Annotated in this window: 10 protein-coding genes; 4 read left to right on the forward strand and 6 right to left on the reverse strand. The window is 59.8% G+C overall.

The window, feature by feature from the left end:
• Positions 1-31 precede the first annotated feature (31 nt).
• Positions 32-952 (forward strand): oxygen-dependent coproporphyrinogen oxidase, encoded by a 921-nt coding sequence (gene hemF, locus ACJ8IP_RS09510; protein WP_069100654.1) that lies wholly within the window; start codon positions 32-34, stop codon positions 950-952.
• Positions 952-1,407, forward strand: a complete 456-nt coding sequence (locus ACJ8IP_RS09515; protein WP_004936514.1) for a YaiI/YqxD family protein — start codon at positions 952-954, stop codon at positions 1,405-1,407. Before hemF ends, ACJ8IP_RS09515 begins: the two co-directional genes overlap by 1 nt.
• Positions 1,408-1,429: 22 nt before the next feature.
• Here ACJ8IP_RS09515 and ACJ8IP_RS09520 read toward each other — a convergent pair whose 3' ends face one another.
• The 4 genes from ACJ8IP_RS09520 to ACJ8IP_RS09535 form a co-directional block, all read right to left on the reverse strand.
• Positions 1,430-3,670: a TonB-dependent receptor domain-containing protein gene (locus ACJ8IP_RS09520; RefSeq protein ID WP_164107357.1), complete on the reverse strand. Its 2,241-nt coding sequence runs from the start codon at positions 3,668-3,670 to the stop codon at positions 1,430-1,432.
• 121 nt (positions 3,671-3,791) lie between these two features.
• A complete protein-coding gene (locus ACJ8IP_RS09525) occupies positions 3,792-5,918 on the reverse strand; it encodes a S9 family peptidase (RefSeq protein WP_164107359.1) in 2,127 nt (708 codons plus the stop codon).
• 54 nt (positions 5,919-5,972) lie between these two features.
• Complete coding sequence (locus ACJ8IP_RS09530; RefSeq protein WP_094143245.1) at positions 5,973-6,770, reverse strand: energy transducer TonB family protein; 798 nt, start codon at positions 6,768-6,770, stop codon at positions 5,973-5,975.
• A gap of 102 nt (positions 6,771-6,872) precedes the next feature.
• Positions 6,873-7,712, reverse strand: a complete 840-nt coding sequence (locus ACJ8IP_RS09535; protein ID WP_164107375.1) for a ChaN family lipoprotein — start codon at positions 7,710-7,712, stop codon at positions 6,873-6,875.
• A 177-nt stretch (positions 7,713-7,889) separates the two neighbouring features.
• On the opposite strand from ACJ8IP_RS09535, the gene mmuP reads away from it, so the two are divergent.
• Entirely contained in the window at positions 7,890-9,299 is a 1,410-nt protein-coding gene (gene mmuP, locus ACJ8IP_RS09540; RefSeq protein ID WP_033643976.1) for an S-methylmethionine permease, read from the forward strand.
• Positions 9,289-10,227 carry a homocysteine S-methyltransferase gene (mmuM, locus tag ACJ8IP_RS09545; RefSeq protein WP_164107361.1) on the forward strand — a complete coding sequence of 313 codons (939 nt, stop codon included), beginning with the start codon at positions 9,289-9,291 and terminating at the stop codon, positions 10,225-10,227. The genes mmuP and mmuM overlap by 11 nt, the downstream gene beginning before the upstream one ends.
• A 195-nt stretch (positions 10,228-10,422) precedes the next feature.
• Here the strand turns inward: mmuM and ACJ8IP_RS09550 are convergent, their stop codons facing one another.
• Both ACJ8IP_RS09550 and ACJ8IP_RS09555 read right to left on the reverse strand, forming a co-directional pair.
• Positions 10,423-10,677, reverse strand: a complete 255-nt coding sequence (locus tag ACJ8IP_RS09550; RefSeq protein ID WP_047571055.1) for a colicin E3-like toxin immunity protein — start codon at positions 10,675-10,677, stop codon at positions 10,423-10,425.
• A 13-nt stretch (positions 10,678-10,690) separates the two neighbouring features.
• Positions 10,691-13,216 carry a colicin-like bacteriocin tRNase domain-containing protein gene (locus tag ACJ8IP_RS09555; RefSeq protein WP_164107363.1) on the reverse strand — a complete coding sequence of 842 codons (2,526 nt, stop codon included), beginning with the start codon at positions 13,214-13,216 and terminating at the stop codon, positions 10,691-10,693.
• Between the last annotated feature and the right edge of the window lie 184 nt (positions 13,217-13,400).

A 13,400-nucleotide genomic window follows, 5' to 3' on the forward strand; every position in this document is an offset into this window, starting at 1 on the left:
CTTGTTCAGCCAGACGCTATAAAGACCCCGCATGAGTTTACCTAACATCGCTGAAGTAAAATCCTTCCTGCTGGCGCTGCAGGATCATATCTGCGCGCAGCTCGCCCAGGCCGATGGCGGCGCCGTGTTCACCGAAGACCAATGGACGCGTGAAGAAGGCGGCGGTGGCCGCAGCCGCGTGCTGACCAACGGCGCGGTGTTCGAACAGGCGGGGGTCAACTTCTCGCACGTCTCCGGCGCCACCCTGCCGGCCTCGGCGACCGCGCACCGTCCGGAACTGGCCGGGCGCAGCTTCCAGGCGATGGGCGTCTCCCTGGTTATCCATCCGCTCAGCCCCTACGTGCCCACCAGCCACGCCAACGTACGCTTTTTCATCGCTGAAAAGCCGGGCGAAGCGCCGGTGTGGTGGTTCGGCGGCGGTTTTGACCTGACGCCGTTCTACGGTTTCGCAGAGGATGCCGTGCACTGGCACCGCACCGCGGCCGAGCTGTGCGCGCCGTTCGGCGACGAGGTCTACCCCAAATATAAACAGTGGTGCGACGATTACTTTTTCATCAAGCATCGCAACGAAGCGCGCGGCATCGGCGGCCTGTTCTACGACGATCTTAACACCCCGGATTTCGACCATTGTTTCGCCTTCACCCGCGCGGTGGGCCAGGGCTTCCTCGACGCCTACCTGCCGATTGTCGAAAAACGCAAGGCCTTGACCTGGGGCGAGCGCGAGCGCCAGTTCCAGCTGTATCGCCGCGGCCGCTATGTGGAGTTCAACCTGGTGTGGGATCGCGGCACGCTGTTCGGGCTACAAACCGGCGGGCGCACCGAGTCCATCCTGATGTCGATGCCGCCGTTGGTGCGTTGGGAATATAACTACCAGCCGGACGCCGACAGCCCGGAAGCGGCGCTGGCGCGCGATTTCCTGCCGGTGCGCGACTGGCTGCGGGAGACGAAATGATGCAGATTTGGGTCGATGCGGACGCCTGTCCGAACGTGATCAAGGAAGTGCTGTTCCGCGCCGCCGATCGCACCGCCATCACCGTGACGCTGGTGGCGAACCAACCGCTGCGCACGCCGCCGTCGAAGTACATCCGTTCGCTGCAGGTGGCGGCCGGCTTCGACGTGGCCGATAACGAGATCGTGCGCCGCTGCGAAGCGGGCGATCTGGTGATCACCGCCGACATTCCGCTGGCGGCGGAGGTGATTGAGAAAGGCGCGGTGGCGCTGAACCCGCGCGGCGAACGCTATACGCCGGACACCATTCGCGAGCGCCTCAACATGCGCGATTTTATGGATACCCTGCGCGCCAGCGGCATTCAGACCGGCGGCCCGAACGCCCTGAACCAGCGCGACCGCCAGCAGTTCGCCAACGAGCTGGACAAATGGCTGCTGCAGGCGAAACGGGCGCAGTGACTGCGCCCTGCTCTGCTGCGGTTTAGAAGCGCACCTCCCCGCCGAAGATATAAGTCCGCCCACGGGCGGTGTTGGTCGGCGTCTCATACTGCGACTGCGACGGCAGCGAGTTCATTTTGTTCAGCGCGTCCGAATAGTCTCTGTCCATCAGGTTTTGCACGCTGAGCTTCAGCAGCAGATTGCGATTCACCTGATAGGTGCCGTACAGATCGATAATGGTCGGAATATGCGGCGCCGGCTCCTTCAGCAACTGCTCATTCTCATCGTAATCAGAGTCCGGCGACAGGCGCACCGACTTGCCGGTGTATTTCACCACCCCGCCCAGCGTCAGTTTTTCGTCCAGCAGGCGCACCCCGCTGTCCAGCGTGAAGTAGAATTCCGGCAGCTCGCTGATATCGCCCGCGCCGAATACGTTGCTGGCCTGGTTGGTCGGCTGGGAGGTATGCTCCTTGCTTAACGACAGTTTGGTGAAGGCGAAACCGGCGTCGTACAGCGCTTCAAGCTCCACCCCGCGCGTTTTGACCGGATCGGGAGCATTGCTGTACATGGTCATGCTGACGTTGATGTCCGCGTTATCCCACTCTTCCTGCGTCGCCTGCGAACGGTTGCACTTCTGACGGTTTTTACACACCAGGTAGGTTTGGCTGGATATGTAGTTTTTGAGCTTGGTTTCGAAATAGACCGCTTTCAGTTGGAAGCTGTCCTGCTTGAACAACAGATCGTGGGCATTGGCGTTGAACCCGCCCTGCCAGGTCTCCGCTTTTTCACCCTTCAGGAACGGGTTCATCGACTGGCCGCCGCTGTTGGCGAAGAACACTTCCTGGATATTCGGCCCGCGCATCGACTTGCTGTAGCTGACGAACGGCTGCAGCCACGGCGTCACCTGCGCCGACAGCATGACCGACGGGTTGAAGCCGTGTTCGTTGCGGTTGATAGTGCCGGCGCCCTGAGGGAAGCACTCTACGCGCTCATCACAGGCCGGCTTGTAGCCGGAGAGGCGATAGGCGGTGTAGTTCAGGTCGAAATTTCCCTGCCAAATGCCGTAGTTGGCCTGCAACCCACTGTACAGGCTGGAGATATCTTGTTTGCCGGCAATGCCCACCGGCATGCTTTCCGCCTGATCCTGATCCGTCACCAGCCCGGATGCCTTTTTCTTATACTCGTTGCGCACCAGCTTGCCGCCGTAGCTGAAGGCGAAATCAATATCCCGCAGGCTGAAACGGCTGGTGTTGTTGATATCCAGCGCATCGGAAATGTTTTTCGCCGTGCTGTCGCTGAACCCCGCCATGTTGTTGGACATGAACTTCTGCTCACCGCGACTGGTGCTGGCGGTCAATTTGAAATCGATCAGTTCCGAGAACGGCGCGTAGTGGTATTTGAGGTAAAAATCGTCGCTGTCGATGTGGCGGCGGGTGATTTTATTCTGGTAGCTGCGCGCCGACAGTTCGATGCTGTTGAAGGCATCCGGCTTGATGTCCACTTTGAACAGCTGGGATTTCGGGTTCTGGCGGTAGGTTTTATCGACGTTGAACATCTCGCTGTCGAAACCGGCGCCGTTTTTGTAGTTAGAGGTGATGGAGCTGCCGCTGATCGCCGCCATCGCCCCCAGGCTGCCGCCGTCGGCAAAGGCGGCAGTTTTGGCGCCCACGGCGATCATGCCGCTGCGGCCGATGCCGTTATTGCCCACCGAGAACTTGGTGCGTACGCCGAACGGGTTATCGGAAAACACCACGTCATCCACGCCGATGGTGCGGAAATTGGCGCTGCCCGCCAAGGCATTCACCCCGTCGGAACCGGTGGCGTTGCCGCGCGCCACATCGACGCCGACGATAAAGTTAGGATCGATCAGCGCCCCGAACTGGCTGGTGGGCATGCCGCCGTGCGCTGCATCGCTCGGGGAGTTGCCGTAGTAGTTTTGCGTGATGCCGTCGACCATGGTGTTGACCCGGCCGAAGCCGCTCAGGCCGCGAATATTGACGCTGACCGATCCCTGGCCGGGGTCGATCTGGGTATAGGTGCCCGGCATGCTGCGCAGAATGCTGTCCACCGACTCCAGATTTTGGTTCTCGTCGCGCGAGCTGAACGCGCCCGGCCTCGCCAACGCCTCTTTTTCGCTGCTTTTGCCGCCGTCGGCGGCCGAGACGTTGAGCGGGCTGAACGCCACGCTGCCTTTATTGTTTTCCGCCTGTTCCTGCGCGGCCACAGCCTGCCCGTGCAGCACCAGTCCCGCGCCGATCAGGCTCGCTATCATTTTAATTTTCATATATCCCCAGAAATAGCCAATAAGGTTTGATGGCCGACAATGCCCAGCAAAAAGCCCGCCGAAAGCGCGGTAAAAGATTGTTATTGTTTTATTGCGCCGCAGCGTGCCGCGGCGCTGAAGGTTATTTCTGCGCCTGCCGATCCGCCGCCAAAATAAAGGCGTACTCCAGCGCGCCGTTTTCCAGCCGCGCCAGGCGGCCCGATTTGCCACCGTGGCCGGCGGTCATGTCGGTGGAAAGCAGCAGCAGCGAATCGCCCTGTTTGAAACGCCGCAGCTTCGCCACCCATTTGGCCGGTTCCCAATACTGCACCTGCGAATCGTATAAACCGCTGGTGACCAGCAGGTTCGGGTAACGCTGTTTGCGCACGTTGTCATACGGGCTGTAGGACTTCATCAGCGCATAGGCGGCCGGCTGGTGCGGGTTGCCCCACTCCTCGTATTCGCCGGTAGTGAGCGGAATGCTGTCGTCCAGCATGGTGGTCACCACGTCGACGAACGGCACCTGCGCCACCACCGCGTTGTACAGCTGCGGCGCCTGATTGATCACCGCCCCCATCAGCAAACCGCCGGCGCTGCCGCCCATGGCGTAGATGCGCCCCGGCTGGCCGTAGCCGCCGTTGATCAGCGCCTGGGTGGCGTCGATGAAATCGTTGAAGCTGTTCGGTTTGTGCGTCAGCTTGCCCTGTTTGTACCAGCTCTGCCCCAGTTCGCCGCCGCCGCGCACGTGGATCAGCGCATAGACGAAGCCGCGATCCAGCAGGCTGATGCGGTTGGCGCTGAACGCCGGATCCATGCTCATGCCGTAAGCGCCATAGCCGTACACCAACAGCGGGTTATGCCCGTTTTTGAACAGCGACTTGCGATACACCAGCGAGACCGGCACCTTCACGCCGTCGCGCGCCGTGACCCAGATGCGCTCGCTGTGATACAGGCTCGGATCGACGCCTTTCACTTCCTGCTGCTTGAGCAGAGTGCGCTCGCCCTTGTTCAGATCCCACTCATAGGTGCGGGTCGGCGTGGTCATCGCCGAATAGCCGTAGCGCAAACGATCGCTGTCCGGCTCCGGGTTATAGCCCAGCCAGGCCATGTAGCTGGCGTCGTCGAACGGGATGGCGCGCTCGGTTTTGTCGTCCCAGCTGATTTGCCGCAGCTGCACCAGCCCGTTGGCGCGTTCCTGCACCACCAGCCAGTCGCGGAACAGGCTGAAGCTTTCCACCTCATGCTGCGCCTGCGGCGCAATCAGCGTCTGCCAGGGGTTGCCCGCCGCCGCCGTGCGGTACAGGCCGAAGTTCGGATCCTGATGGTTGGAACGCAGATAGAACTCGCCGCGGTAGTGATCGAGATAATACTCGCGGCCGTTTTGCCGGGCGGCGAACAGCTGAGGCTCGCGCTGCGGCTGGTTGGCGTCGATCAGGCGCACTTCGGACGTGGTGTTGCCGCTGATGGTCAGAATCAGGTAATCGCGCGAAGAAGAACGGCCGAGGCTGAGGTAGAAAGCCGGATCGTTTTCCTGATACACCAGTTTATCTTCCGCCGGCGGCGTACCGTACTGATGGCGGTAGACCTGGTACGGCAGCAGCGTTTGCGGGTGGTTGCGCACGTAGAACAGGGTTTGGCTGTCGTTGGCCCACACCATGTTGCCGGAGGTGTTTTCCAGCGTTTCCGGCGACCAGCGTTCGCTGTCTATCTCGCGCAGGGAGATGCGGTATTGGCGGCGGCCCTGCAGATCTTCGGCCACCGCCAGGCGGCGGTTGTCCAGGCTCACGTCCAGCGCCCCCAGGCGATAATAGGCATGGCCGGCCGCGCGCTGATTGGCGTCCAGTAAGGTTTGCCACGGCGCGTCGGCGGTGAGCGCCTGGCGCTGATACCGCGCGAAATCTTTACCGGCGGCGTAGCTTTCCTGATAGCGATAGCCGTTGAGCTGATACGGCACCGAACGTTCGTCAGGGTTCATGCGGCCCAGCATCTCCTGATACAGCGTGGCGCGCAGCTTCTGGTACGGCGCCATCATCTGCTCGGTGTAGCGGTTTTCCGCCTTCAGGTAGTCCAGCACCTTCGGTTCTTTTCGGCTGTCGTCGCGCAGCCAGTAGTAATCGTCGGTACGCGTCTCGCCGTGGGCCGTCAGCGCTTTCGGCGCCCGTTCCGCCAACGGCGGCTGCGGTTGCGCCAGCGCGGCGCCGGCGATGCCTAAAGAAAGCCAGAGCGCGGCCGCGATGCGACGGCGCGGGGTAAATAACAGCGGATTCATAATCCCTCACGAAGTTTGAAGAGCCGGACGGCGGCGCTGCCGCGTCTGCGGGCATTAACGGCGGGCATTCAGCTCCGCCAGATTGAAATCGATCGGCATCCTTACCCTGACGGCCCCCTGCTGCAGCATCTCCGGCGGCGGCGGCGGCAACGGCTGCGCGCGCGACACCACCGCCACCGCTTCCCGATCCAGCGACGCGGTGCCGGAACGGATCTGCAGGGTCACGTTCGACACCCGCCCCTGCGCATCGACGCTAAAACTGACCTGCGGCATGCCGCTGCGCCGGCGGTTGCGGGCATCCAGGGGATACTCTTTGATGCGGTTCAGTTTGCCTTTCACCAGGCTCTCCCACGACAGCTTGGCCTGCGCGTTGCTGTTGGCGTCGCTGTTGATCGGGGCGGCGGTTTGGTGAGAGAGCGTCTGCGCCTGCGGCGCGGCGGCGCTGGACGCGGCGGCGTTGCGTGTCTCTTTCGCCTGTTCCTGCGGCTTCGGCTGCGCTTTTTGCGGGGGACGGTGCTCGGCGCGCTTCTTGTCCGCCGTCACGATCTTCGCTTTATCGGCGCGCGCCAGCTTGGGCAGATCCGGCTGTTGCTGCTGCTCCGCCGGCTGCGCCGCAGCGGATTCCGCCTGCTGCACGCCCAGCGGCAAGGGTTTGCTTTCCGGCGCTTCAATCTGCGCCGCCCAGCTCATCATCACCGCCGGCGGCGGCAGCTCGACCGGCTCGAGCGCCGTCTGCGGCCAATAAAACAGCAGCACCAACGCCGCGTGCGCCGCCAGGGCGAGCAGCAAGCCGCGCGCCCAGCGCGGCTGCGGCAGCGCAAAGGCCGGAGGGGGATAAGACTGACTTAACATAGGGGCATTAGCTTACTTAATTGCGAATGATTGCAGATCACATTTACTAATGATAATCATTTGCAACCATAATTAACACCCCTTTTCACTGTCTTAACGTATTCATTTCACTGATGGTGTGATCCACAGGTAGTCCGCCGTGTGCGCGTCAACCTGTACGCCCGGCTCCGCCAGCATCAGCACCGTCGGCGCCGCCGCCGGTTGCAGATCCCGCACGTGCAGCGGCACGCCCACCGATTTGGCGGCGTGATAACCGCCGGCGATCAACAGCGCGGGCGTCGGCGCCGCCAGCAGGCGCTCCGCCATGCGCCTATCGCGCTGCTGCTGGATCGCCAGCATCGCATGCAGCTGCGCGGCCTCAATCTGGCCGCCGTGCGAAGTGCAGATAGTCTCTTCCAGCGCCTTGCGCACCGCCGGCTGCGACGAGAGCTGCCCCGCCGGGAACTGCGGCTGCTGATAGAACGCCGCGATCTCGCTGCGATCCAGGTTGGCCGACCACAGCGGGTAAGGCGCGCGCATCGCCGCCATCGTCACCCCGCCATACAGCGCCCATTTCCAGCCCGGCTGCCAGGCGATCAGCTCCGCCACGCGGCCGTCACGCACCGTGGGATCGCTCTGCAGCCACTGCTTGACTTTGTCGACCTGCGCCTGCTGGTTCGGGTTGATCATCTCCATCAGCACGCTGCCCTGCGGCCGCCGTTGCGGCAGCTGCTGCACCAGCCATTGCTCAATCTGATGGTGGTAAGGATTGTCATGCTTTTCCCCGACGATCACCCGCGGCTGCTGCGCCAACCGCGACAACAGCTGCTCGGGCGTCAGGGTCGCGCCGCTGTGCAGATCGGTGATATTCCCCAGGCTCGCGACGTCGCTGGCCGGCGTCTTCACCGGCGTTTGGCTGCAGGCGCCGAGCGCCAACGCCGCCAATAAAATCAGATATCTCATCATGTTGCCCCATTAGCGAAAATGGCGACATTATAGATAATAATTATCATTTGCATATAGATCTGGCCTGACGATTTTTTTACGCGGCGATCGCCGGTGACGCATTGCGTTGAAACGGCATTGCGGGTATAACCAATAGCCATTCAGATATTTAGACGTCTATACGGATAGATTATTATGCACTCATCGGCGCCCGCCGCAGGGCAGTTCAAACGCAGCATGAAGGCCCGGCATCTGGTGATGCTGTCGCTGGGCGGCGTGATCGGCACCGGGCTGTTTTTCAATACCGGCTACATCATCTCCACCACCGGGGCGCTCGGCACGCTGCTGGCCTACCTGATCGGTGCGCTGGTGGTGTATCTGGTGATGCTGTGCCTGGGCGAGCTGTCGGTGGCGATGCCGGAAACCGGCGCCTTTCACGTCTATGCTTCGCGCTATCTGGGGCCGGCCACCGGCTATGCCGTCGCCTGGCTGTATTGGCTCACCTGGACGGTGGCGCTGGGCTCCAGCCTGACCGCCGCCGGATTCTGCATGCAGTACTGGTTCCCGCAGTCGCCGGTGTGGCTGTGGTGCCTGATTTTCTGCGCGGCCATTTTCCTGCTTAACGTGGTGACCACCCGTTTTTTCGCCGAAAGCGAATTCTGGTTTTCGCTGATCAAAGTGGTGACCATTCTGGCGTTTATCATTCTGGGCGGCGCCGCCATGTTCGGCCTGCTGCCGATGAAAGACGGCACGCCGGCGCCGTTCCTACATAATCTGACCGCTTCCGGCTGGCTGCCGCACGGCACGCTGCCGATCCTGATGACCATGGTAGCGGTGAACTTCGCCTTCTCCGGCACGGAGCTGATCGGCATCGCCGCCGGTGAAACCGAGAACCCGGAAAAAGTCGTGCCGCTGGCAATCCGCACCACGGTGATCCGCCTGATGCTGTTCTTTATCGGCACGGTCTTCGTGCTGGCGGCGCTGATCCCGATGGATCAGGCGGGGATCGTCAAAAGCCCGTTCGTGCTGGTGTTTGAACGCATCGGCGTGCCTTACGCCGCCGATATCTTCAACTTCGTGATCCTGACCGCCATCCTGTCGGCGGCCAACTCCGGCCTGTACGCTTCAGGGCGTATGCTGTGGTCGCTGGCCCACCAGCGCACCCTGCCGGCCTACTTTGCGCGCGTCAATGCGCGCGGCATTCCGATCAACGCCCTGACCTTCAGCATGCTCGGCGGCGTGCTGGCGCTGCTGACCAGCGTGATCGCGCCGGATACGGTGTTTGTCGCCCTGTCGGCGATCTCCGGCTTTGCGGTGGTGGCGGTGTGGCTGAGCATCTGCGCCGCCCACTATGCTTTCCGCCGCGCCTATCTGCGCAGCGGCCAGCCGATAAACGGCCTGAAATACCGCGCGCCCGGCTATCCATTGACGCCGATCCTCGGCTTTGCGCTGTGCCTGCTGGCCTGCATCGGGCTGGCGTTCGATCCGGAGCAGCGCATCGCGCTCTACTGCGGGCTGCCGTTCGTCGCCTTGTGCTACCTCACCTATTTCCTGACCCGGCGCGCCGGGCAAAAAAACGCTTTGGGAGAACAACATGTCGGTTAACAACCCCGTCGCCCGCCTGCTGGCCGAACGGCCGACGCTGCTCCTGGACGGCGCGCTGGCCACCGAGCTGGAAGCGCGCGGCTGCGATCTGACCGATCCGCTGTGGTCGGCCAAGGTGCTGATTGAAAATCCCGAGCTTATCTATCAGGTCCACCTCGATTATTTCAACGCCGGCGCCCAGTGCGCTATCACCGCCAGCTATCAGGCCACGCCGCAGGGCTTCTCGCGCCGCGGCCTGGATCAGGCTCAGTCGCTGGCGTTGATCGCCAAAAGCGTGCAGCTGGCGCAGCGCGCGCGCCGCGATTATCTGGCCGCGCACCCGCAGGCGGCGCCGCTGTTGATCGCCGGTTCGGTGGGCCCGTACGGCGCCTATCTGGCCGACGGCTCGGAATACCGCGGCGACTACCGGCTGGCGCAGGATGACTTCATTGCCTTCCACCGCCCGCGCATCGCCGCGCTGGCCGCCGCCGGCGTCGATCTGCTGGCCTGCGAAACGCTGCCGTCGTTTGCTGAACTGCAGGCGCTGCTGACGCTGCTGCAGGAGTTCCCGACGCTCGGCGCCTGGTTCGCCTTCACCCTGCGCGACAGCCAACACCTCAGCGACGGCACGTCGCTGACGGAGGTCCTGTCCGCGCTGCGCGGTAACCCGCAGGTGCTGGCCATCGGCATCAACTGCATCGCGCTGGACAAGGTCGCCCCGGCGCTGCGTCAGCTGAGCGCGCTGGCCGACAAACCTCTGCTGGTCTACCCGAACTCCGGCGAGCACTACGATGCGGTGAGCAAAACCTGGCACGCCTGCGGCGGCGAGCACGGCAGCCTGGCCGATCAGGCGACGGCGTGGCGCGCGCTCGGCGCACAATTGATTGGCGGCTGTTGCCGCACCACCCCGCAGGATATTCGCGCCATCGCCGCGCGCTGCAAGGCATGAGAAAGGGAGTTATTCGGTTAGCCGGCACAGTTGCTCCGCGGCTTGTTCAACGTTGAGGCGGCCTTGGGTGGCCTCGACAGTATAGTACAGGCAATAAATTAAACATCGAATCAGTTTGGATGTCTAAACCGCATAACAAAACGCTCGACAATACTTAAATTGTCGAGCGGAGTAGATGCTAATGATATTTTTCTATTACCATTTATCTCTATAATTGAATGAAAGGAAGTAGTCAAATTTCTCGGTCGATATCTTACTTGTGAAATAGGGTTGAATCAAAGCTACCCAGCTCTCCTTTACATCAAACTCACCATTATTCATTGTATCGTCCAAGGGGAGGCCTAAAGCATCGATGAGAGAGTCATCGTCCCCAAAATCTTTTGAATACTCTTCTCCCTTAAAATCATCATTATTTTTGTCAAACCATGTAAGACGTAATTTTAATCCCATGACACTATCTCCCCTATAAATACTTTTTGATATTTCGTTTTGGATCTGGACTTTTCAACTGCTTACCCGTTTTGGGATCAAAAGCCCCCAGATGTTCGCCGTCGCTGGCACGATATCCTTCCAACTCACCATGCTGTGAGTCCCACTCATAAATTTTACGCCCCTTGTCGCCATACCACCGAGCCCGGCGGCCCCCTCCTGACTGCTTGGGAGTTTTTGGTCTACCTACTTTAAGCTCCCCCAACCCCTTAATTTCATCAGTTTTTGGGGCAGGATGATATTTGTGCCCGCGCTCCTGAGTTCCTTCTCGAGGTTTAATAAGCTCTGGCTTGTCTTCTCGAGCCGGTTTTTTCCGTGGTTTGTTGAACATGACATAAATCGGCTCAAGACCACTTTCAACCGGTGGAACCAAAATATAGTCATGGATCTGCTGAACGTCGCCATTAGGCAATGCAACCAGCGTTCCTTTCCCTGACACATCGACACGGCCTCCTGTCGAAAGTTTGCCTGCAGGCGCACCAACCGGCGTGACGGTAATAATATAACCGGATACGCCCTTATCATCCGCCGGTGTCCAGGTCAGAGAGATTGCACCGTCGTCAGTGGTAAATCGCAACTCCCTTTTCACCGTATCCCATGATAGTGGCCGCAGTGGCACCGCACCTTTTACGTTCCGCTCATCAGGGCGAACGATATTGATGTGGATTTTCTCTTCCCCGACATCCCCCGTATCACGAGAAACAAGTCGATAAGGTAACCGCACAGAATTATAGTTGCCGAGCGCATTCCTCACATCGTCTCGCGTCAATCCGAACCGACCGATCCCCAGGGATGACATGACACTCAATGCCGGCACGTCCAAACTCTCGGAAAAGACAAAAGAGAGTTGAGCAAACTCAGCCGTGGTGACTTGCCCGTTATTATACAGTTTTTCCGCAGGTGTCTTCGTCAATGCCGCCGAGGCCCGGGCAAACGCGCCACGGATACCGGTTTCCAGTGTCTCCGTCGCCGCCACCGAATTATAGTTGCTGATAGCAAACCCGCTTTCACGCCAGAAGTAGGCAGGCTGCTCCAGAAACAGCGGACTGGGTTTGCTACCCATGACCGGCGGATATTTTGGCAAATCGCCATCGCCAACCGTAAGAACGAATTCTTTCTTCGCCTGGTTGCGCCAGAACGCCGCTTGCGCTTGCGGTGACAACGAAGCAATATCCTTATCAGTCGGCTGCCGCGCACGAATTTTGCTCATATTGTCTTTGGCAATGCGATCGAATTCAGCAACCTGAGCCGATAGATCCTTTTCTTCCTGACGCAGCCGGGAAAGATCTTCGTTTAATGCAGCAATGGTGCCATTGGTTCTTTCCACGTCACGATGAAATTGTTCGGCACGTCCCGCCTGACGGCGAGCACGCGCATTGGCTTCCTGGATGGTTTGACGTTCAGCAATTCGTTGATTGAGGGCAATGTGAGACTGCTTTTCCTCAATTTGTCGCTGGTTGATAGTCAGTTCAGGCAGTAGCCATTGATAACTGTGTGACTTTCGATACTCATCCGTTTGAACTGATTCACGACGTTGGCGCGCATCCTGATAAGTCAGAAGTGCCTTGCGTTCGGCTTCACGTGCATTGACTTCATTTTGCGGAATGATCTCCACCACGGCAACATAAGCCGGCGGCAGATTACTGCCTGGAGGGAACACCACGATACCATCGTGCGTGTTGCCACCCGGTTGCGTCGCAGGCAACGGTTTGGCTTCAGCATTATTTATCTCGGTAACACCGTCCACAGGTTTCGCCGTGGTTGGCGGCGCCGGCGCATTGACGCGAATATGAATATCAGGCATGCCCGGTACAATTCCTACCGTATAGACGTCCGGTCGCTTGGTGGGCTTTGCCTCCACAACCGGAACGCTCATCGGTAACGACGGTGAACGAACAACGGCTACTTTTTGCTGCCCCTCGTCAACGAGGTCAGCAATACGGGCGCTGACCAGGGTTGCCGGTTGAGTGGGCAGTTGGCCCGGCGGTGTCTGAGTGACCAAATCTGCGGGGAGCGTCGTCGTGATATGTCGTACCATCGACATATCATCAGGAGCGATCTTGGTTGGCGTAATGCCTTCCACGACCAATCCCCAGAGACTAGTCCGCCACAACGTGCCTACCGTGGGAATACCGAGCGTTTTCACTTTGGCTATCGATTTCGTGATAAACGATTGCACCGTTTGGGATTTCAGTAGGCTGAATCCCCACGCACCGTCGATCAACGAAAGATTGAATTGTGCCCCCACCGCGACAGACGCTTGTGCTTCTGGAAACAGACTCAGGTTAACATTGCCGCCACTGTTGGCGGGATCCCTGTCCCCACCATTGTTGCCACCGCCAGTATGCCCGCCAGTGTCCTTATCCTTACCTCCCCATGGATTATTTTCCGAACTCCAGCCGGAGTGATCGGATGCATCCACACCACCACCCAGGCCTGTCGGGCCACCATTCACTCCACCGCCAGGACCGCGGCTGTCTTTACCATCACCACCACTCATAACTCATCTCCTATTGAAATTGCACACAAATACTGTATGCATGAACAGTAATTTAGAAGAATTTAAGAGGAGGAGCAATTCATTAACCCAGCAAGCTGTTGTGCTGTATATCAGACAAAACAGAGAGGGGATTTGCGTGAGTAAGTTCGTCGTCATATGGACGAACAATGCAGATAATATGTGG

It is taken from the genome of Serratia sp. CY52157 (genome assembly GCF_052168495.1).
GTDB classification, from domain to species: Bacteria; Pseudomonadota; Gammaproteobacteria; order Enterobacterales; family Enterobacteriaceae; genus Serratia; species Serratia ureilytica.